The following is a 21,352-nucleotide window of genomic DNA, read 5'->3' on the forward strand; positions in this document are numbered from 1 at the left end:
CTTGATCGAGCCGGCCGGCGAGATGTGGTCGGTGGTGATCTTGTCGCCGAACAGGCCGAGGATGCGGGCTCCCTTGATGTCGCCCGTGCTGCCGAAGGTCTTCTTCATGCCGTGGAAATAGGGCGGGTTCTGCACGTAGGTCGAAGCGTCGTCCCAGGCATAGGTCTGGCCGGACGGCGCCTTGACCGCCTGCCAGTTCTCGTCGCCCTTGAAGACGTCGGCATATTTGCGGGCGAACAGCTCGCGCGTGACGTTCTTCTCGATGCATTCCTGGATTTCGGCCGAGGTCGGCCAGATCTCGCGCAGATAGACCGGCTTGCCGTCCCGGTCCTCGCCGAGCGGCTCCGTGGTCAGGTCCCTGGTGACCGTGCCGGCCAGCGCATGCGCCACGACGAGCGGCGGCGAGGCGAGGTAGTTGGCCTGCACGTCGGGCGAGACGCGGCCCTCGAAATTGCGGTTGCCCGAGAGCACGGCGGCCGCGATCAGGCCCTTGTCGTTGATCGTCTTCGAGATCGGCGCCGGCAGCGGCCCCGAATTGCCGATGCAGGTGGTGCAGCCGAAGCCGACGAGGTTGAAGCCGATCTTGTCGAGTTCCGGCTGGAGGCCCGACTTCTCGAGATATTCGGCGACGACCTGCGAGCCCGGCGCCAGCGAGGTCTTCACCCACGGCTTCTGCTTCAGCCCGCGGCGATTGGCGTTGCGGGCGAGCAGCCCCGCGCCGATCAGGACCGAGGGGTTGGAGGTGTTGGTGCAGGAGGTGATGGCGGCGATCACCACGTCGCCGTGGCCGAGATCGTGATCGGTGCCCTCGACCGCGTAGCGCTTGTGCGCTTCCGCCGCCTTCTTGTACTCGGTCTCCATCGCCAGGGCGAAGCCGGCCGGGATGTCCTGGAGGGCGACGCGACCCTCGGGGCGCTTCGGCCCGGCCATGGAGGGCACGACCTCGCCGAGGTCGAGCGAGAGCGTGTCGGTGAAGACCGGGTCTTCCGAGCCGTCGTGCCGCCACATGCCCTGCGCCTTGCTGTAGGCCTCGACGAGGGCGATGCGGTCCTCCGCGCGGCCGGACATGGTGAGATAGCGCAGGGTCTCGCCGTCGACCGGGAAGAAGCCGCAGGTCGCGCCGTATTCGGGACCCATATTGGCGATGGTGGCGCGGTCGGCCAAGGTCATGTTGGAGAGGCCGGGGCCGTAGAACTCGACGAACTTGCCGACGACGCCCTTCTTGCGCAGCATCTGGGTGACGGTCAGCACGAGGTCGGTCGCGGTGAGGCCCTCCTTGAGCTTGCCGGTCAGCCGGAAGCCGATCACCTCGGGCAGCAGCATGGAGACCGGCTGGCCGAGCATGGCGGCCTCCGCCTCGATGCCGCCGACGCCCCAGCCGAGCACGCCGAGCCCGTTGATCATCGTGGTGTGCGAATCCGTGCCGACGCAGGTATCGGGATAGGCGACGGTCTCGCCGCCCTCGCTATTCGTCCAGACGACCTGCCCGAGATATTCGAGATTGACCTGGTGGCAGATGCCCGTGCCCGGCGGCACCACGCGGAAGTTGCGGAAGGCTTGCTGGCCCCATTTGAGGAACTTGTAGCGCTCTGCGTTGCGCTCGTATTCCAGCTCGACGTTCCTGGCGAAAGCCTTCGGCGTGCCGAACTCGTCCACGATGACCGAATGATCGATGACGAGATCGACCGGCACCAGCGGGTTGATCTTCTCCGGGTCGCCGCCCAGCGCCACGACGCCGTCGCGCATCGCGGCGAGGTCGACCACCGCCGGCACGCCGGTGAAATCCTGCATCAGCACGCGGGCGGGACGATAGGCGATCTCGACGCCGGCCTTGCCCTTGTCGTCCAGCCAGGCGGCGAGGGCCTTGATGGAGTCCTTCGTGACCGAACGCCCGTCCTCGTTCCGCAGAAGATTCTCGAGCAGGACCTTCATCGAGAACGGCAGCCTGGAGACGCCCTCCAGGCCGTTCTTCTCGGCCTCGACCAGGTTGAAATAGACGTATTCGGCGCCGCCGACATTCAGGACGCGCTTGCAGTTGAAACTGTCGATGCTGGCCGACATGATGGCAGTCCCCGGTTTGTACAATAATCGAGCAACAGCATGCGGGCGGAGATCCGCCAGCCTGCGACGCGTGGGAGGTTCCGAAACGGCCTGATGGACGCTTCTGCGCTCACGCCGGGAACACGCCGCCGGCATTGCAACACGCGCACCTTCGCAAGGCGGCAGGCGCGAATTGACCGGGACGGGAGCGGCAATTGAGCAATCAACCGACGACAGACGCCCTCGAAAGCGAGAGCATTCACGCCGATCATCTATATCGAAGCGATGCGCCTCAGCGCATTCAGGTCAGGTTCCTCCCGTATCTTCTCCGATCTTGGCGTAACCGCACGTCGATCGTATGTTGGAGCGAATATGAAGTACGAAGCTGTCAAGAGCCTGTCAGCGAGACATCCAACATATCGGCTGCAAAGCTTGCCGCGGACCGGATCTTCCGTCGGGCCGGCAACGGAGAGGACGGTCAGGGCGAATGCGCATCTTGCTCGTGGAGGACAGCCCGGACCAGGCGACGGCCGTGATCGCGCGCCTGCGCCGGTCGGGCTACGCGGTCGACTGGGCCAAGGACGGAGAACATGCCGACCAGTTCTCCCGGCAGGGCGTCTACGACGTGATCCTGCTCGATCTCATCCTGCCCAAGGTGGACGGCGAGGTTTTTCTCGAGCGGCTGCGGGCGAGGAACTCGACCGTGCCGGTCCTCGTCATGACGGCCCGCGGCGGCCTCGACGAGAAGATCCGGGTGCTCGACATCGGCGCCGACGACTATGTCGTGAAGCCCTTCGACCTGAGCGAGATCGAGGCGCGGATCCGCGCCCTGCTGCGCCGGCCGCAAGGCCGGGCCAGCAGCGCCATGACCATCGGCAACCTCGTCTTCGACCTGACGCGGCGCAGGGTCGAGATCGACAACCACCACGTCCCCATCGGCAAGCGGGAATTCCGCCTGCTCGAGCTGTTTCTCGGCAATCTCGACCGCACCCTGTCCAAGGATGCGATCCTCGATCATCTTTTTTCCTTCGACGAGGCGGCGGCGCCGAACGTGGTCGAACTCTACGTGTCCCGGCTGAGGAAGAAACTGGCCGGCACCGCCATCGAGATCAGGACCATCTGGGGGGAAGGCTACATCGCCGAGATCCATGAGCGGAAGTGAAACCTACTCCATCCGCGCGCGCCTGCTGGGCCGGCTCATGCCGGCCTTTCTGGTGCTCGGCCTGGGGTTGTTCTACTATCTGCATGCGCAGGCCCAGCGCGCCGCGGAGCGGTCCTTCGACCATCTCCTGGCGGCGTCCGCCCTGTCGATCGCCGACGCCGTCCAGTACGACGACGGGGCGCCGACGGTGGAGTTGCCCTATTCGTCGCACGCCATCCTCGCGAGCCGGACCTCGGGCCGTGTCTTCTACCGCGTCACCGCCCCGAACGGGTCCCTGATCACCGGCTATCCCGACCTGGCGGCCCATCTTCCGCTCGCCGCCTCGTCGACGCCCCTCTTCAGCGACGGCGTCTTCCTCGACGCCCCCGTGCGCATCTGCACGGTGGGTCGCTTCATCTCGGGCGGCCCGCAATCGGGATGGGTCACCATCGTCGTCGCCGAGACCAACGAGGACGAGCAGCAATTCAGCGCCGAGCTTCTGCGCCTGTCCTTCGGGCCGGCCGCCGGCATCATGCTTCTCGCCACGATCCTGGTCTGGCTGGCCGTCACCAGCGCGCTGCGCCCCCTCGACGCCATCGAGCGCGCCATCGCGGCCAACGACGCCGCCGATCTCAGAAGGCTCGACATTCCCGTCCCGCAGGAGATCCATCATCTCGTCGCCGCGCTCAACGCCCTCATCGGCCGGCTGAAGACGCTGCTTTCGCGCATGCAGAACTTCATCGCGGATTCCGCCCACCAGATCCGCACTCCCCTCTCGAACCTGCGGGCCCAGGTGGAGATGGCGGCGGACGAGGCGGATCGCGGCTCCATCCGCGATCAGCTGCGCTCCATTCACCGCAACGCAGTCGTCGTCAGCCGGCTCGCCGACCAGCTTCTCGCCGATACCATGGTCGCCCACCGGCTCGAGGTCTCCTCGCTGGTGCCCACCGACCTGCTCGAGCTGGTCGAGCTCGCGGTCGACGAGTTCTGCGACCGGACGGGCATGAAGGTGGAGCTGCGCATCGAGACGCTGGACACTTCCCCCTACATCCTGAGCGATGCGCTGATGCTGACCGAGGCGTTCCGCAACCTGCTGGACAATGCGCTCAAATATGCCGGACGCGGCCAGCCGATCACGGTGCGCCTCGACTTCCAGGGCGACAAGGCCGTCCTGACGGTGGAGGATCGAGGTCCGGGCATCCCCCCGCAAGAGCGGCAAGGCATCACGGAGCGCTTCGTGCGCGGCTCCCAGTCCGGCGATACGCCGGGCAGCGGGCTCGGCCTTTCGATCGTCGCCAATGTCCTGCGCCACCATCATGCGACATTGGCCTTCGGCGAGCGCGACGGCGGCGGCCTGGTGGTGAAGATGACCTTCCCCCTGTGCGGACCGCCGGGGGGACCTGTGCCGTGAACTGGCTGAGATTCCTATGGGTGGGATTGCTCCTCGCCTCGGCCGCCGTCCGGGCCGACGAGGACCCTGTCACCCGGATCGGCGCGTCGGACGCCTCGGCTCGGATCGTCGTATGGGGATCGACGGATCTCGACGAGCTTCGCCCGGTCCTCGAAGCCTTTCTGGCGCGAAATCCGACCGTCTCGATCGTCTATCACAGCGTGCAGTCGGCGCGCCTCTACGAGCGGATCAGGGCCGGCCGGACGGCTCCTCCCGACCTCGCGATCAGCTCCGCCGCCGACCTCCAGATCAAGCTGGTCAATGACGGCTTCGCCCTCGAGCACCGGCCGCCCGACGGCGTCGAGCTGCCGGCCTGGGCCTCCTGGCGGAGCCAGGCTTTCGGCATCTCGATCGAGCCGGCGGTGATGGTCTTTCACCAGAGCCTCGCGGCGCTCGGCCCGCTTCCCCAATCGCGCGCCGAACTGATCCAGATGCTCGCCAGGCACACGGCCCTGCTCGACGGGAAGGTCGCGACCTACGATATCGAGCAGAGCGGCCTCGGCTATCTCTTCGCCAGCCAGGATTCGCTCTATTCCACGACCTTCACGACATTGGCCCAGGCGCTCGGGCGCGCCCATGTCCGGCTCTTCTGCTGCACCGGGGACATTCTCGACGAGATCGGGAAGGCGCGCATGCTGATCGGCTACAATCTCCTCGGATCCTATGCCTTCGCCCGAAAGCAGGCGGGCGCCCCGATCGAGATCGTCCTGCCGGACGACTATACGCTGATCCTGTCCCGGGTCGCCCTCATTCCCCGCGGCGCCGCGCGTCCCGACCTCAGCGGCGCCCTTCTCGATTTCCTGCTGTCGCCGGAGGTTCAAAGGCAGTCGCAGTCTTTGGCGCGCTACCATCCGGAAGCCGTGACGGCTTCGCATCCGATCATGCTGAACCCGTCCCTGCTGGTCTATCTCGATCCTGTGAAGCGAAGCCGCTTCATCAAGGCCTGGCGAAGCCTCGTGGAGGCCGCGGCGCGGTGACGATCCGGGCCCGGAGCCCGCGGCCCTCATTCCCCATTCGCCTCGCGCACATGCACCAGGAGCCCCCGTCCGCCGCGTTCGATATCCTCGCGGCAGGCGTCGCGGGCCTCTTCCGGGTCGCGCGCGCGCAGGGCGGCGATGAGGCGGATATGCGGATGGGGCTCCCAGTCCGGCAGGCCCTCGTCATAGAGATGCGAGAGGATGGGCCCGCAACGGACCCACAGGCCCTCGACGATGTCGCAAAGGACGGGAAGCCGCGCCATGCGGCAGAAGGTGAGATGGAACTCCGTGTTGAGGTCCACCGCCCTCTGAAAGTTTCCGGCCGCCTGGCATTCGGAAATTTCCGTCTGGATGGCGGCCAGAGCATCGATCTCCTCTTCCGAGGCGGCGAGCGCGGCGGCCGCGGCGGCGCGCGCCTCCAGATCCATGCGAATGCTGCGGATCTCCTGCAATTGCGCCAGCGTCAGCCGCGGGACCACCACGGAATTGCGGGCGTCGAGCGTCAATGCCTTCTCGCTGACGAGACGAAGCAGCGCCTCGCGCATGGGGGTCGCACTGATCCCGAACCGCTTCGACATGGGCCGCAGGCGCAGCCGCTCCCCCGGCCGCAGATGCCCTCGCATCAGGGCGGCCCTCAGATCGGCATAGGCGCGCTCGCTCAGGTTCTCCTTGACGATCGGTTGCACCCAATCGCCCGGCTCCGGGATTCCCTCGCCATGTTCCAGCATGCGGCTTGACACCGTGCAGCTTTCCTGCTCAATCTTGTTATAACAAATTACTTATTGCATCAACATGAAGCTTGCCCCGGCCATTGGGGCGCCGATAAGCAGAACGCAAGTTGACGGCGGGAGGAAGCGGTGATCGCGCTTCGCAAGGTGGCCTCGGCCTTCGGCGCCGGGCTGGTGGAGACGGACGACCCGCTTCCGCGCGAGGGCGAGGTGCTGGTCGCGGTCGCGGCTGCGGGAATCTGCGGCAGCGACATCCACGCCTATGAGTGGACGCCGGGCTACGAATTCATGGCGGCCGCGCTGCCGCTCACGATCGGCCACGAATTCGCGGGCACGGTGCGGGCGCTCGGCCCCGGCGTCTCGGATTTCGAGATCGGCGATCGCGTGACCTGCTGGCCGACGGTGGGCTGCGGCCGCTGCGCCGCCTGCGCCGCGCGCACCCCCCAGCATTGCCGGAACCGCCGCGTCATCGGCCTGCATGTCGATGGCGGCTTCGCGGATGCGGTGCGCGTGCCGGCCGCCAATTGCCGCCTGGTTCCCGATGGCCTGCCCCTCGCCGTCGCCGCGCTGACGGAGCCGCTGTCGGTCGCCGTCAACGCCGTGGACGTGGCCGAGATCGCGCCCGGGGACAAGGTCGTAGTGCTCGGGCCGGGTCCCATCGGCCTTGGCATCGCCTTCGTGGCCGCGACGCGGGGGGCGCGGGTCCTGCTCTGCGGAATGAACGATGCGCCGCGCCTCGGCAAGGCGCGCGAGATCGGCATCCCGCATTGCGTCGATCTCGCCGAGGAGAGCCTGCCGGATGCCCTCCGGCGCGTTTTCGACGGGCCGGCGGATCGCGTCATCGAGGCGACGGGCATCGCCCGGTCGGTCGGCGACGGACTCGAGGCGCTGCGCTCGGGCGGCGTGCTGGTGGTGGCGGGGATTCATTCCGGCCGCCTCGATCTCGACCTGACGCGGTTCGTCCGGGAGAAGAAGCAGCTTCGCGCGGCGCACGATACCACCGCGCGGGCCCTCGACGAGGCCATTGCCTTGCTGGCCGCCCATGCGGAGGTCCTCGCCCGTCTCATCACCCACCGCGAGCCGCTCAGCCGCGCCGTCGAGGCCATGGAACTCGCGCGCAGCCGCCAGGCGGTCAAGGTGCTCCTCATTCCCCAGGCCGGAGGCGAAGCCCCATGAGCTCCATTACGCGCGCCGTCGTCGCGCCTGTTCCCGGCGGCCCGGAGGCGCTCCGGATCGTCGAGCGCGAGCGTCCCGTGCCCGGACCGGGACAGGCCCTCGTCAAGGTGCACGCCGCCGGCATCAACCGGCCGGACGTGATGCAGCGGCAGGGCCACTATCCGCCGCCGCCGGGAGCGAGCGACGTGCTCGGCCTCGAACTTGCGGGCGTCGTCGAGAGCCTCGGCCCGGGCGCGAGCCGGTTCAAGCCGGGCGACCGGGTGATGGCGCTGGTCGCCGGCGGCGCCTATGCGGAATGGGCGGTCATCGACGAAACCGTGGCCCTGCCCGTCCCGGAGGGGATGTCGTTCGTCGAGGCCGGGGCCTTTCCCGAGACGTACTATACCGTCTGGTCGAACCTCTTCGAGAGGGCGCGGCTGAAGGCGGGCGAGACCGTCCTCATCCATGGCGGCACCTCGGGCATCGGCACCACGGCGACCCTGCTCGCCAAGGCGCTCGGGGCACGGGTCCTGGTCACGGCGGGCTCGGCCGAGAAATGCGCGGCGAGCCTCGCCATCGGCGCCGATGTCGCGATCGACTACCGCGCCGAGGATTTCGTCGCCGCCGCCCGCGCCGCGACCGGCGGCAAGGGCCCCGACGTCATCCTCGACATGGTCGGCGGCGACTACATTCCCCGCAACCTCGACGCCGTCGCCGTCGACGGGCGCATCGCGCAGATCGCCTTCCAGCGCGGATCGAAGCTGAGCCTCGACCTCCTGCCGCTGCTGACGAAGCGGCTCACGCTGACGGGCTCCACCTTGCGGGCGCGGCCCGTCGCCCTGAAGGCGGCGCTCACGGCGGCCCTGGCCGAGCACGTCCTGCCCCTTCTCGCCGCCGGCCAGGCAAGGCCCATCGTCGATTCGGTCTTTCCGCTCGCACGCGTCGCGGAGGCCCATGCCCGCATGGATGCCAGCGCCCATGTGGGAAAAATCGTTCTCGTCATGCAGGACGGCGCCTGAGCGCCGGGAAGGACATATGGGCATGAACGCAGTCACCCTGCCCCCGCCTCGCGCAGCCGGCAATATCAGCGGCGCGCATCTCGTCGCGGCGGCCCTGAAGCGCCACGGCGTGCGGGAGATCTTCGGGCAGAGCATTCCTTCAGCCCTCTTCCTGGCCGCGCCCGATTACGGCATCCGCCAGATCGGCTACCGCACGGAGAATGCGGGCGCGGCCATGGCCGACGCCTATGCGCGCATCTCGGGCAAGGTCGCCGTCGTCACCGCGCAGAACGGCCCTGCCGCGACGCTCCTGGTGCCCGGTCTCGCCGAGGCGATGAAAGCCTCGATCCCGGTCGTCGCGATCGTCCAGGACGTCGGCCGCAAGTTCACGGACAAGAACGCCTTCCAGGAACTCGACCATTTCGCGCTGTTCGGCGGCGTGGCCAAATGGGTCCGCCGCGTCGCCGATCCCGCGCGGATCGACGATTACGTCGACATGGCCTTCACCGCGGCGGCCAGCGGCCGGCCCGGCCCCGCGGTGCTGCTGGTGCCGCTCGACGTGCTGGACGAGCGGCCGGATTTCCAGCCGGATTCTCCCCAGCGCGCGAGCCGTCTCGGGTTCTTCCCGCTCGACCGCACGGCCGCCGACCCGGACCGCGTCGCGGAAGCCGCGAAGCTGATCGCCTCGGCGAAGGCGCCGATCGTCATCGCGGGCGGCGGCGTGCACGTCTCCCAGGCCACGGCCGAACTCGCCGCCCTCCAGGCGCTAGGCATTCCCGTGGCCACGACCACCATGGGCAAGGGCGCCGTGGACGAGACGAACCCGCTTTCCGTCGGGGTCGTCGGGTATTTCATGGCGCCCGGCGGGCGCTCCTCGCATCTGCGCGATCTCGTCACCGGGGCCGACGTGGTCCTGCTCGTCGGCAACCGCACCAACCAGAACGGAACGGATAGCTGGTCGCTCTATCCGCCGCATGCCCGCTATATTCACATCGATATCGACGGCAACGAGATCGGCCGCAACTACGAGGCCCTGCGCCTCGCGGGCGACGCCAAGCTGACGCTCGCCGCGCTCACGGCGGCGCTCGAAGCCGTCGGGGCCGCCTCCTTCGCGGCGCGGCGGCCGGGGCTCGAAGCCCGGATCGCGCGGGGCCGCGCCGAGCACGCGGAGGACATGAAGCGCCTCGTCGATCTCGACGCGACGCCGGTGCGCCCGGAGCGGCTCATGGCCGATATCGACACCGTGCTCACGCCGGAGGCCATCGTCGTCGCCGATGCGAGCTATTCCTCGATCTGGATCGCCAATTTCCTCACGGCCCGGAAGGCGGGACAGCGCTTCCTGACGCCGCGCGGCCTCGCCGGGCTCGGCTGGGGCCTGCCCTTCGCGCTCGGCGCGAAGACCGCGCGCCCCGACGCCCCCGTCATCGCGGTCACCGGCGACGGCGGCTTCGGCCACGTGTGGTCGGAACTCGAAACCGCCCGCCGCATGAAGCTTCCGATCGTCCTCGTGGTCCTGAACAATCAGATCCTCGGCTATCAGAAACATGCCGAGCTGACCCTCTTCGGCGACTTCACGGATGTCTGCCACTTCGAGGCGGTGGACCATGCGGCCATCGCGCGGGCCTGCGGCTGCCGCGGAATCCGCATCGAGAAGCCGGCCGATTTCCTGCCGGCCCTGAAGGAGGCGCTCGGCAGCGGCGAGGTCACCGTCATCGACGTGATGACCGACGAGCGCGCCCATCCGCCCGTCACCTCCTTCCAGGGCAAGGACGCCCTGAATTACTGAGCCTCGTATCCTGCATCACCAAATCATCTCGGGAGGAAAAAGAATGAAACCATCACTGTTCCTGAAGGCGGCAACTGCCGCCGCCATTTTGCTGAGCGCCACGGCTGCCCGCGCCGAGGTCAAGTTCGGCGCTCTCTTCCCCTTCAGCGGCCAGCTCGCGCTGCTCGGCGAGGAAAGCGCGCGGGGCGTGGAGATCGCCGTCGACGAGATCAACGCGGCCGGCGGGGTCCAGGGCGAGAAGGTCGTGCTGGTGCGCGGCGACGCAGTGGACAACAACCAGGCGATCGGCGAGGCGCGCCGGCTGATCTCCCGTGAGAAGGTCGCGGCCATTTTCGGGTCCTATTCCTCCGCCCGCTCCATCGCCGCGAGCCAGGTCGCGGAATTGTCCGGCATCCCCTATTTCGAGCTGGGCGCGGTGGCCGACGAGGTCACGGGCCGCGGATTGAAGTTCCTGTACCGGACCAATCCGACGGCCGAGGACATGGGCAAGCTGATCGTCCAGATGATCGTCAACAAGGTGGCGCCCGGCCTCGGCAAGAATCCGAAGGACCTGAAGATCGGCATCATCTACGAGGATTCCAGCTACGGCACCTCCGTCGCCGGGCACCAGAAGAAATACGCCGCCGAAGCGGGCCTCAACGTCGTGGTGTCGCAAGGCTATCCCGCCGCGACGGTCGACATGTCGTCCCTGGTTCTCGACCTCAAGCAGCGCGGCGTCGACGTCGTCCTGCAGACCTCCTACCAGAACGACTCCGTCCTCTTCCTCCAGCAGGCCAACGAGGCCAATTACAAGCCCGCCGCGATCATCGGCGGCGGCGGCGGCTATTCCATGCAGCCGACCGCGGACGCCGTGGGCCACAAGGTGATCGACGGCGTCCTCGATGCGGACTTCACGCAGTTCCTCGTCAATACGAAATACACGCCGGGCATCGAGAAGTTCGTCGAGGACTACAAGAAGAAGTTCGGCGAGAGCCCCCGCTCCGGCCACTCGCTCAACAACTATGTCGGCGCCAAGGTCATCCTCCAGGCCCTGAACAAGGGCAAGGGCTTCACGCCGGACGCCATCCTCGCCGCGGTCAATGCGATCGACGTCGGCGAGGGGGTGACGGCGGCCGGCTACGGCGTCAAGTTCGGCAAGAACAACCAGAACGAGCGCGCCAAGATGATGGGCCTGCAATGGCAGGACGGCAAGCTCGTCACCGTCTATCCCGACGACGCCGCCGTGTCGCCGATGCGGCTCAGCAAGTAATCAAAAGCCACGGCCGGGGGCGGCAGGTCCGCCTCTCCCGGCTTCCGCTTCGGGGGAGGATGATGGATACGGTCCTGCAATTGCTGGCCAACGGCTTGATGCTCGGCGGCCTCTTCGCCATCGTCTCCGTCGGGCTGACGCTGATCTTCGGCATCGTCAAGGTCGTCAACTTCGCCCATGGCGAGTTCCTGATGGTCGGGATGTACCTGACCTTCCTGGTCACGCGCTGGCTCGGGCTCCATCCCTTCGTCGCGGTGATCGTCGTCGTCCCTGCGCTGTTCCTGATCGGCGCCCTGACCCAGCGCGTCATCATCCAGCCGCTGATGAGCGCGCGCGACGACCATATCCAGATCTTCGCGACGGTCGGCCTGTCCACCGCGCTGATGAACCTCGCCCTCCTGGTCTTCGGCGCCGACATCGCCAATACGCCGGCGAGCGGCCTCAGGACGCCCGTCGAGATCGGCCCCGTCCGCGTGCTGAGCGGCCAGATCGCGATCTTCGTCGCCTCCATCCTCCTGGTCCTCGGGCTGGAAGCATTCTTGCAGCGCACGGCGACGGGGCGGGCCATCCGCGCGGTCGCACAGAACCGGGCGGCGGCCCAGCTCATGGGCATCAATGTCGACCGCATCTACATCCTGACCTTCGGCATCGGCGCGGCCTGCGTCGGCGTCGCGGCGGTGCTGATCGCGCCGCTCTATCCGACCTCGCCGACCATCGGCACCTATTTCGTGCTGACGGCCTTCGTCGTCGTCGTCCTCGGCGGACTGGGCTCGATCCCGGGCGCCTTCGTCGGCTCGCTCGTCATCGGCCTCGTCGACAGCTTCGCCGGCTTCTATATCGGCTCCGACATGCGCGAAGTCGCGGTGTTCGGCATGTTCCTCCTCATCCTGATCCTGAGACCGGCGGGCCTGTTCGGCAAGCAGCTGAACCTGTCGCACGTGTCGCCATGAGCAATGCCAGCATGAGCAAGATCGCCATGGCCGCCGCCCCCCCCCCCCCCGCCGCGCCGGGCCGCTTCGGCGGGCTCACCCTGCCGCAGCTCGGGGCGCTCGCCGCCTTCCTGGCGGCCTTGTTCGCCGTCCCGGTGCTGGTCGGCGACGACTTCGTCTATCCCATCTTCGTCACGCTCTTCATTTTCGCGGGGTTGTCGACCGCCTGGAACATCGTGGGCGGATTCGCCGGGCAGCTCTCGCTCGGCCATGCCATCTTCTACGGGCTCGGCGGCTATGTCGGCATCATCCTGATGAACATGGGCATCAGCCCCTGGCTCGGCATGTTCGCCGGCGCGGCCGTCGCCGTCCTGGTCGCCGTCGCCATCAGCTATCCCTGCTTCCGGCTGCGCGGCCCCTTCTTCGCCCTCGCCACCATCGCCTTTCTCGAGGTGTTCCGCGTGCTGGCGCTGCATTTCCGCGAGCTGACGGGAGGCGCCACGGGCCTGATGATCCCGCTGAAATTCGGCTGGGAATGGATGGTGTTCCGCGAGCGCCTGCCGCCGCTCGTCATCGCCTTCGGCATGATGCTCGTGTGCCTCGCGGTCGCCTGGTGGATCCGCTCGCACCGCATCGGCTTCCAGCTCGTCGCGACGCGCGAGCGGGAATCGGCGGCCCGCGCGGCCGGCGTCAGCACGGTGAAGGTGCGCCTCGTCGCGGTCGCGGTCTCGGCCGCGCTCACGGCGATGATCGGCACCTTCCACGCCATGTATCTCACCTTCATCGAGCCGGCGGCGATGTTCTCGCTGCCGCTCTCGATCCAGATCGCGATGTTCGCCCTCATCGGCGGTCTCGGCAGCGTGTTCGGCCCGCTGCTCGGCGCGGTGTTCCTCGTGCCGATCTCGGAGGCGGCGCGCGGCTGGCTCGGCGCCCATGCGCTCGGGCTTCACGGCTTCGTCTACGGAGCGGTGCTGATCCTCGTCGTCCTGTTCATGCCGAACGGTCTGATGGGCCTCCTCTCCCGCTTCAAGGGAGCCGATACCGGCGCGAGGCGCGCCCAGGCGGATGCCGTCGCGGCGACCGCGGCCGCCCCGGCGGAGCGGCCGCCGCTCGGCGACGAGATCGTCAGGGTCGAGAAGCTCGACAAGCATTTCGGCGGCCTGCACGTCACCAACGACGTCAGCTTCACGCTGCGCGAGGGCGAGATCCTGGGATTGATCGGACCCAACGGCGCTGGAAAGACCACCGTGTTCAACATGGTCTCGGGCTTCCTGGCCCCGGACGGGGGCTCGGTCTCGGTGCGCGGCGCCGACGGCAATTGGCACAAGCCGGCGACGCCGGCGGATTTCGCGGCGATCGGGGTCGGGCGCACCTTCCAGATCGTCCAGCCCTTCGCGGCCATGACGGTCGAGGAGAACATCATGGTGGGCGCCTTCCACCGCTTCGGCGACGTGGAGCAGGCGCGGGAGGTCGCGCGGGAGACCGCCCACCGCATGGGGCTCGGCCCCTGGCTCGACGCGGAGGCGCGCAGCCTGACCATCGGCGGCCTGAAGCGGCTGGAAGTGGCGCGCGTCATGGCCATGCAGCCGCGCGTGCTCCTGCTCGACGAGGTGATGGCCGGCATCAACCAGACCGACGTGCGCCGCGCCATCGACCTGATGCTCTCCATCCGCGACAGCGGCGTCAGCATCATCGCCATCGAGCATGTCATGCAGGCGGTCATGTCGCTCTCGGACCGGGTGGTCGTCCTCTCCTCCGGGCAGATCATCGCGCAAGGCAAGCCGCAGGAGGTGGTGCGCGATCCCATCGTCATCGAGGCGTATCTCGGCAAGGAGTTCGTCGATGCTCAAGCTTGAGGCCGTCGATGCCGGATACGGCGCGACCACGATCCTGCACGAGGTCTCCCTCGAGGTGGCGGCGGGAGAGGTGGTGACGATCGTCGGCGCCAACGGCGCCGGCAAGACCACCACCCTGCGCACCATCGCGGGGCTGATCCGGCCGACCAAGGGCCGCATCTTCTTCGAGGGCCAGGACATCACCCGCCTCCCCGCCCATCGGACGGTCGATCTCGGCATCACGCTGATTCCCGAGGGGCGCCAGCTCTTTCCCGAGATGACGGTGCGCGAGAACCTGCTGATGGGCGCCTATCGCAGCGCGGCCCGCGGCAGGCAGGCCGACACGCTGGAGGAGGTGCTGACCCTCTTCCCGCGCGTGCGCGAGCGGCTCGACCAGAACGCCGCCTCCCTGTCGGGCGGCGAGCAGCAGATGGTCGCCATCGCGCGAGGAATGATGGCGCGGCCGAAGCTGCTCATGTTCGACGAGCCCTCGCTCGGCCTCGCTCCCATCGTCGTCGCGCAGGTCTTCGAGGTGGTCGACGCCATCGTGAAGACGGGCGCGACCGTGCTCATCGTCGAGCAGAACGTCTTCCACACCCTGAAGGCCGCCGATCGCGGCTACGTGCTTGAGAACGGCGAGATCGTCCTGGCGGACGATGCCGAGGCGTTGCTGAAGAACGACCACGTCCGCCAAGCCTATCTCGGCATCTGAACCTCCACCCCGCGACGCGGCAGAACAGAGCGATCCCAGGACAGCGCCGATGGCAACACGTGAAGTCAATCCTCCCGACATGGCGGCGCGGCCGAGCCATCGCGGCCGGCGGGTGCTGGTCACCGGGGCCGGCCGCGGCATCGGGCAGGAGATCGCCTTCGGATTCGCCCGCCGCGGGGCGATCGTCGGCGTCGCCGACGTGACCCCGGCGGATGTCGAGGCGACCGTGGCGGCCATCGGGCGAGCGGGCGGCGAGGCCGTGGCGCTGGCTCTCGACGTCGCCGACTACGCGGCCGTGGAACGGGGGCTGGCGGAGGCCGCCCGCGCCATGGGCGGCCCCTTCGACACCGTCGTCAACAATGCCGGCATCTCGCCGAAGCACGACGGCGCCGCGCACAAGGTCTGGGAGATGGACCCGGCCGAATGGAACCGGGTCGTCGCGGTCAATCTCTCCGGCCCCTTCAACACCATCCGCGCGCTGACCCCCTCCATGCGCGAGGCCGGGCGCGGCTGGATCGTCAACATGTCCTCGGTCGCGGGCAAGACCTATTCCCCGGTCGTCGCCTGCCACTATGCGGCGACCAAGGCGGCCCTGATCGGCCTGACCAAGCACCTCGCGGCGGAACTCGGCCCCTTCGGCATCCGGGTCAATGCGCTGGCGCCGGGCCGCATCGACACGCCGATGGTGAGGGGCGTGGCCGGCGCCGTGAACGACGAGCAGGTGCGCCTCACTCCCCTCAGCCGCCTCGGCGAGCCGGACGAGGTGGCCGATGTTGCACTCTATCTGACCTCGCCCGAGGCGAGCTTCGTCACCGGCCAGACCGTGGACGTGGCCGGCGGACTCTACATGACCTGAGGCGAGGAGCCGCCGTTCCGAAGGCCGCGACCGGCGGGCGAGCGCGCATTCGGCGCGGCCCGCCTCGCGGCCCGCCTCGCAGTGATCCCGGATTGCGCCGCCATGACCGACATTCCCAGCGAAACCTTCGACTACGTCATCGTCGGCGGCGGCACCGCTGGCTGCGTTCTCGCCAACCGGCTCACCGCATCGGGGCGATACAAGGTCCTCCTTCTGGAGGCGGGCCAGGAGGCCCGCAGCCCCTGGGTCGGGATCCCGGCCGGCTTCAGCAAGCTCCTCACCAATCCCACCTATAACTGGCGTTTCCAGACCGAGCCCGAGGAGGCCACCGGCGGCCGCGTCATCTCGGTGCCGCGCGGAAAAGGGCTCGGCGGCTCGACCCTGATCAACGGCATGATCTACGTGCGGGGCCAGCCACAGGATTACGACGGCTGGGCGCAGCGCGGCTGCCGGGGCTGGAGCTTCGACGACGTCCTGCCCTATTTCAAGCGGCTGGAAGATTACGAGGGCACCGAAGGAAACCTGCGGGCTCGCGGCGGCCCCCTCCCTCTCGTCGAGGTGGGGGTACGCCCCGCCATTGCCGAAGCCTTCATCGCGGCAGGCGAGCAGGCCGGCTTCCCGCGCAATCCCGACTATAACGGGAAGAACCAGGACGGCTTCGGCTATTATCAGGTCAACCAGCGAAACGGCCGGCGCGTCAGCGCGGCGGATGCCTATCTGAAGCCCGCCCGCAACCGCCCGAACCTCGCCGTGCGCACGGGCGCGCATGTGCTGGAGGTGATCTTCCGGGAGGGCCGCGCCGTCGGTGTCTCGGCCGCCCTGGGCGGGCGAACCCTCCGCTTCTCGGCACGCGCCGAGGTGATCCTGGCGGCGGGCGCAGCCCAGACGCCTCAGCTCCTGGAGCTTTCAGGGGTGGGCGATCCCGCGATCCTCGAGGCTCTCGGCATTCCCGTCCAGGTCGCGCTGCCAGGGGTCGGCGCCAACTATATCGACCATTTCTGCACGCGCATGAACTGGCGGGTCAAGCAGCCCGTCACGCTCAACGAGCAGACGCGCGGCGCGAAGCTCGGCCTCTCCGTGCTGCAATATTTCATGTCGCGGCGCGGAATCTTGACGCTCGGCACCGGCTTGGCCTTCGGCTTCGTGCGCACGCGGCCGGACCTCGCGGGGCCCGACGTGCAATACTTCTTCATGCATGCGAGCTACGCCAATGCGGCCGAGCGCAAGCTCGACCACCTGCCCGGCATGACGATCGGCGTCACCCAATTGCGCCCGCAATCGCGCGGCACCATCCACGCCGCCTCGCCGGACCCGATGCGCCCCCCCTCGATCCGCCCCAACTTCCTGGCGGTGGAAGAGGATCGGCTCGCCATGGTGGAAGGCATGAAGCTCGCCCGCCGCATCGTGGAGCAGCCGGCGATGGATCCCTATCGTCAATTCGAGATGGCGCCGGGACCCGATTGCCGCACCGACGCCGATTGGCTCGCCTTCGCCCGCCGCGACGGCCAGACCATCTATCACATCAGCGGCACCTGCCGCATGGGACAGGATCGCCTCGCCGTCACGGATTCCGAATTGCGCGTCCACGGCCTCGAGGGCCTGCGGATCGCCGACGCCTCGATCATGCCGACCATCGTCTCCGGCAATACGCAAGCGGCGGTCTTCATGATCGCGGAGAAGGCCGCGGACATGATCCTGGCCGCGGCAAAATAATGCCGGTTTCGGGCGAGAACGGCTCGCGGAACCGCGCCATGCTCGCAACGGAAAGGATGAGGAAGCGACCTACAGCAAAGGCCCCATCGTCGCAAAGGCGTTGTACCAGATGCGCCGGCCGGTCGGCCAGGCTCTGACGTCGCGAGGGTCGACCAGAGTGGATTTCGCCAGATACTCCATCTGGCGCGCGCGAATATCAGCGGTGAGCCTTGCATCGCAAAGCAGGATGTCGTTTTCGAAATTCAGGTCGAAACTGCGGATATCCATATTGGACGAGCCGATGAAGCTCGTCTCGCCGTCGACCGTCACGATCTTGGAGTGCAGAAGGCCGCCGTTATATTCGGCGATCGTCACGCCCGCATCGACCAATTGCGGATAATAGGAGCGGCTCGCATGCGCGACGAAGCGGGAATCGTTGCGTCGCGGCAGGATCAGCGTCACTTTCGCGCCGGCGAGGGCAGCCCCCAGAATGGCCGCGCAGACCACCTCGCCCGGAACGAAATAAGGCGTAGTCACGATCAGCTCGCGCCGGGCGGCCACGATGATGCGCGAGAAAAGTTGCGCGGTGACGTTGCGGTGGATGTGGGGGCCGGTCCCGACGACCTGCGCCGGAAAGCCGTCGTCGAAAGGTGGGACCGCGCGCACCAGATCCGACAGGTCCTCGCGACGCTCCGCCAGCCAGCTCTGCGCGAAAAGGAGGTTCATCTGGTGCGCCACGGGCCCCTCGAACCGGACCATGACATCGACCCACGGCGCGAATTTCGCCTTGGGCAGGAAGGCGGCGTCGGCGCAATTCTGGCTTCCGCAATGACAGATTTCGCCGTCGATCACGGTGATCTTGCGGTGATTGCGCAAATCGAGCCGCCGGTAGAGCATGGTCTTGAGCGGATTGCCGATCGGCAGCGCGACGGCGGTCTCCACGCCCGCCTCCGCGAGCCGCTTCCACGTCCCGGACGCGATGAAGGCGCGGGAGCCGAGGGCATCCACGACGGCTCGGCAGCGCACGCCGCGCCCGGCCGCGCGGATCAGGGCGGCGGCGATATCGCATCCGGTCCGGTCGTCGAGCCAGATGTAATAGAGCACGTTGATCGTCTGCGTCGCGCCGTCCATGTCCTCGACCATGCGCCGCCGTGCGCCGTCCGGGCTGTCGAGCAGTTCGGCCCGGTTGCCCGTCGTGACGCCGAAACCGTTGATCGAGGTGGCAAAGCCGCTGGCCGGTCCCCAAAGCGGCAAGTCCGGCGCCGCGCCGCTGGCTCGCACGGCCGGGCCCGTGGCGGCAACCGCCGCATCCGTGCGCTCGCGGTCCGGCCCGGCGAAATGGATCTCGCCGACCAGGAGGTAGAGAACGACCCCGAAAACCGGCAGCATCAGCAGCACGAGGATCCAGGCGGTGCGCGCATGGGCGTCCAGTTGAGGGCGCGCCAGGATCCGCAGGCTGACCAGGCAGAGCAGGACGATGTGAAGAAGCGTGAGGAAGACCGCCATGCCGAACCGCGCAGGGCCTCGCCCCGAGGCCCTTCGTGCGAATCCTACGCGGCGAGCGGCGGAGCCTCAAGATGAAGCCGTCCGGCTCCGCCGCCAGCCGCCGGGCAGCCGTCCCGAGGATCCGTCGCGTGGATCATTGCGCGGCAAGCACCGCCGAGAAATCAATCATCCCGGGCGCCGTCGGCCTGAGATCGAGGAGCGAGAAAGGCAAAAGCTTATTGAAACTCAACTCCTCCACGAGCACCTGAAAGCTTTCCGGGGTGAAGACCCAGCAATGGGCGTCGACGTATTCATTCTCCGCTCGTCGCGCCAGGGCAAGAGCGCCCTGGAAATTGCGCGGCCGTGATGGCGGAGGCACTCCTGCCCACCCATCGGACGCCGAATAAGGGACCGCGTTCAAGTGATGGTCGAGAACGTTTCGAAAAGAAGGCCGAACGCGTCTCGCCTCATGAGCATCCATCACGTCGGCAAGCGAACTGACCGTTCTATGGACATCGAAGATATATCGCTTGTCAGGTACGACGAGCAGGCACCTCCCGCCATCCTTCAGGACGCTCCGCAAGCTCTGGAACCATCCGAGCAGGTCTGGAACGTGCTCGATGACATGCGAGCCGCTCACCCAATCATGCTGCGGGATGTTGTCATATCCTTGTTTCAGGTCATACTGAATCTCGACGACAAAGTCGGGATTGTGCCCTGGTATTCTCGTCGCTTCACGCCTCAGGTAAGTGGCATCATTGTAGTCTGCGAAAAAACAGACGCCCTCGTGCGGCTCGACAAGCGGCAGGTCGAATGCACCGATCTCCAGCCCCACCGTTCGGGAGAAATCGACGTGCTCTGAAAAATGATTCCGATGCAGTTTGAATCTGACGTCACGCCTTGGATTGCTCATCACCTCATTCGCCTTCCATCCGCTTGAGACCGGAGCGCAGCGCGTGCCGCCGAGGCGAGGTTATCGCGACGTGCCTTCGAGCGGTCAAATAGCGGAAGGCGACGCCTGGTCAGATAGCTGGGGACCGTTCGGGAAGAGCTTTGGCGCTCCCAAGGGGAAACGCAAGACTAGCCCCGAACTTCTCGCAAATTCAATGTCTTACGGCCGCTGGTCCGGGCCGTTTTGTATGACATGGCTGCCCTGGCCGTCAATCTTTCAGCGGGCCGAGTGCCCGATTACCCAGGGGGTCACACATGCGAGACACATCCCACGTACCAACGGACCAGAGTTTCCCCCCCGTCACCCCCCAGCGGTTCCCGGCCCGGCTGCCGCCTAACTACGATGCCCTGGCTAGGCTCAGCTTTCCGAAGGGCTCTCTCGCGGAGGCCCTAGCGGAAACCGCAGGCACCCGTTGGCGGGGGAGGCGCGGGCTCGACACGAACGTCTGTCAAACCGCTCATGCTATCGAGACGTTGGCTTCTTTAGGCGGCTATGCCCCTGACAGCATGCCCTTTGAGGCAGCAACCACCAGCCTCATTCGGACTGCCGTTGAAAAATGGCGGGAAGCGGGACTCTCACCCGGCACCATTAACAAGCGGGTGAGTTGCCTTGGTCTCTTGGGTGCGCCTATCTCATGGCTCGACCCGCGGACCCAGATACGCCGCTCATGCTCAGTTCCGCCTCGCAAAACATTGAAATGGTGGCTTCGACCCGAGGATGAAGCGAAGCTGACTTCGTGGGTGAGCGAGGAGAAGCCGAGCCTGCTTCCTCTCCTTCTGCACATCCTATGGACTACGCGAACCGGATTAAGGGTTGAAGAGACCCTACGCCTCCGCCGTCGCCACTTTATGAACTTAGACGGAGGCAATCCAGCTCTCACCGTTCCCGGCACCAAGACAACTAACTCGGGGAATGTCACCTTGCCCTTGTCACGCGAAGCTGCGGAGGTGGCGCGGCTTTGCTTCACCCGCTGGCCGGCGGAGGATCGTTTGATCCCACTGTCTTACTGGCAACTTTGGGCCCGTTGGGAGGAAGCGCGGGAGTTCCTCGGACTCACAGCCGAACCGCTCGCCACCTTGAGGGCGCTGCGTAGGTCCGCCGCGCGGCATCTGCATACAAAAAGAGGAATGCCTCTCGACATGCTCAGGATGTACCTAAGGCACTCTGACGTAAGAACAACGATGGAGTATTTGAGGCTAACCGGAGGATACTCGCAACGGGAACTGCGACGGTTCTTATAACGCAATGGCGAATGCCCGATGTGAAGCCGGCGGCGCGGGGCTATGCCGGCCTGGACGGGGCGCGACGTGAAACGCAAACTAGTTGCGCTCTCGCCAAAATAGCCGTAACATCCGTCTCATCGAACA

Annotated in this window: 16 protein-coding genes; 12 read left to right on the forward strand and 4 right to left on the reverse strand. The window is 67.1% G+C overall.

Going from position 1 to position 21,352, the window contains the following annotated elements; translation table 11 throughout:
* Nucleotides 1–2,061 (reverse strand): aconitate hydratase AcnA (gene acnA, locus PKD06_RS11415; protein ID WP_324380303.1); only part of this gene is annotated, 2,061 nt, incomplete at its 3' end.
* 466 nt (nt 2,062–2,527) lie between these two features.
* On the opposite strand from acnA, the gene PKD06_RS11420 reads away from it, so the two are divergent.
* Genes PKD06_RS11420 through PKD06_RS11430 form a run of 3 tightly spaced genes read left to right on the forward strand, consistent with a single transcriptional unit; the run spans nt 2,528 to nt 5,608 of the window.
* The gene (locus PKD06_RS11420) at nt 2,528–3,202 is read left to right on the forward strand and encodes a response regulator transcription factor (RefSeq protein WP_324380304.1); all 675 of its coding nucleotides are present in this window, start codon (nt 2,528–2,530) and stop codon (nt 3,200–3,202) included.
* A complete protein-coding gene (locus PKD06_RS11425; protein ID WP_324380305.1) occupies nt 3,189–4,592 on the forward strand; it encodes a sensor histidine kinase in 1,404 nt (467 codons plus the stop codon). The genes PKD06_RS11420 and PKD06_RS11425 overlap by 14 nt, the downstream gene beginning before the upstream one ends.
* Nucleotides 4,589–5,608: an ABC transporter substrate-binding protein gene (locus PKD06_RS11430; RefSeq protein ID WP_324380306.1), complete on the forward strand. Its 1,020-nt coding sequence runs from the start codon at nt 4,589–4,591 to the stop codon at nt 5,606–5,608. The genes PKD06_RS11425 and PKD06_RS11430 overlap by 4 nt, the downstream gene beginning before the upstream one ends.
* A gap of 26 nt (nt 5,609–5,634) precedes the next feature.
* Here the strand turns inward: PKD06_RS11430 and PKD06_RS11435 are convergent, their stop codons facing one another.
* Nucleotides 5,635–6,336 (reverse strand): GntR family transcriptional regulator, encoded by a 702-nt coding sequence (locus tag PKD06_RS11435; protein WP_324380321.1) that lies wholly within the window; start codon nt 6,334–6,336, stop codon nt 5,635–5,637.
* Between the two features lie 129 nt (nt 6,337–6,465).
* Between PKD06_RS11435 and PKD06_RS11440 the strand changes: the two genes are divergently transcribed.
* From PKD06_RS11440 to PKD06_RS11480, 9 genes are all read left to right on the forward strand, one after another.
* The gene (locus tag PKD06_RS11440) at nt 6,466–7,512 is read left to right on the forward strand and encodes an alcohol dehydrogenase catalytic domain-containing protein (protein WP_324380307.1); all 1,047 of its coding nucleotides are present in this window, start codon (nt 6,466–6,468) and stop codon (nt 7,510–7,512) included.
* Nucleotides 7,509–8,510 (forward strand): NAD(P)H-quinone oxidoreductase, encoded by a 1,002-nt coding sequence (locus PKD06_RS11445; protein ID WP_324380308.1) that lies wholly within the window; start codon nt 7,509–7,511, stop codon nt 8,508–8,510. The genes PKD06_RS11440 and PKD06_RS11445 overlap by 4 nt, the downstream gene beginning before the upstream one ends.
* Nucleotides 8,511–8,532: 22 nt before the next feature.
* Nucleotides 8,533–10,275, forward strand: a complete 1,743-nt coding sequence (locus PKD06_RS11450) for an acetolactate synthase catalytic subunit (protein WP_324380309.1) — start codon at nt 8,533–8,535, stop codon at nt 10,273–10,275.
* Nucleotides 10,276–10,318: 43 nt separating this feature from the next.
* Nucleotides 10,319–11,524 (forward strand): ABC transporter substrate-binding protein, encoded by a 1,206-nt coding sequence (locus tag PKD06_RS11455; protein WP_324380310.1) that lies wholly within the window; start codon nt 10,319–10,321, stop codon nt 11,522–11,524.
* 62 nt (nt 11,525–11,586) lie between these two features.
* Nucleotides 11,587–12,474, forward strand: coding sequence for a branched-chain amino acid ABC transporter permease (locus PKD06_RS11460; RefSeq protein WP_324380322.1), 888 nt, complete (start codon nt 11,587–11,589; stop codon nt 12,472–12,474).
* 11 nt (nt 12,475–12,485) lie between these two features.
* Nucleotides 12,486–14,309, forward strand: coding sequence for a branched-chain amino acid ABC transporter ATP-binding protein/permease (locus PKD06_RS11465; RefSeq protein WP_324380311.1), 1,824 nt, complete (start codon nt 12,486–12,488; stop codon nt 14,307–14,309).
* Nucleotides 14,296–15,000, forward strand: coding sequence for an ABC transporter ATP-binding protein (locus PKD06_RS11470; RefSeq protein ID WP_324380312.1), 705 nt, complete (start codon nt 14,296–14,298; stop codon nt 14,998–15,000). Before PKD06_RS11465 ends, PKD06_RS11470 begins: the two co-directional genes overlap by 14 nt.
* A gap of 49 nt (nt 15,001–15,049) precedes the next feature.
* Entirely contained in the window at nt 15,050–15,856 is an 807-nt protein-coding gene (gene fabG, locus PKD06_RS11475; RefSeq protein ID WP_324380313.1) for a 3-oxoacyl-ACP reductase FabG, read from the forward strand.
* A 102-nt stretch (nt 15,857–15,958) separates the two neighbouring features.
* A complete protein-coding gene (locus tag PKD06_RS11480; protein WP_324380314.1) occupies nt 15,959–17,569 on the forward strand; it encodes a GMC family oxidoreductase N-terminal domain-containing protein in 1,611 nt (536 codons plus the stop codon).
* Between the two features lie 69 nt (nt 17,570–17,638).
* On the opposite strand, the gene PKD06_RS11485 is transcribed toward PKD06_RS11480, so the two are convergent.
* Together PKD06_RS11485 and PKD06_RS11490 are read right to left on the reverse strand one after the other, a co-directional pair.
* Nucleotides 17,639–19,054 carry a phospholipase D-like domain-containing protein gene (locus PKD06_RS11485; RefSeq protein ID WP_324380315.1) on the reverse strand — a complete coding sequence of 472 codons (1,416 nt, stop codon included), beginning with the start codon at nt 19,052–19,054 and terminating at the stop codon, nt 17,639–17,641.
* A 133-nt stretch (nt 19,055–19,187) separates the two neighbouring features.
* Nucleotides 19,188–19,946, reverse strand: coding sequence for a methyltransferase domain-containing protein (locus PKD06_RS11490; RefSeq protein ID WP_324380316.1), 759 nt, complete (start codon nt 19,944–19,946; stop codon nt 19,188–19,190).
* Nucleotides 19,947–21,352 lie beyond the last annotated feature (1,406 nt).

This window comes from Enterovirga sp. (assembly GCF_035325185.1).
Taxonomy (GTDB): Bacteria; Pseudomonadota; Alphaproteobacteria; order Rhizobiales; family Beijerinckiaceae; genus Enterovirga.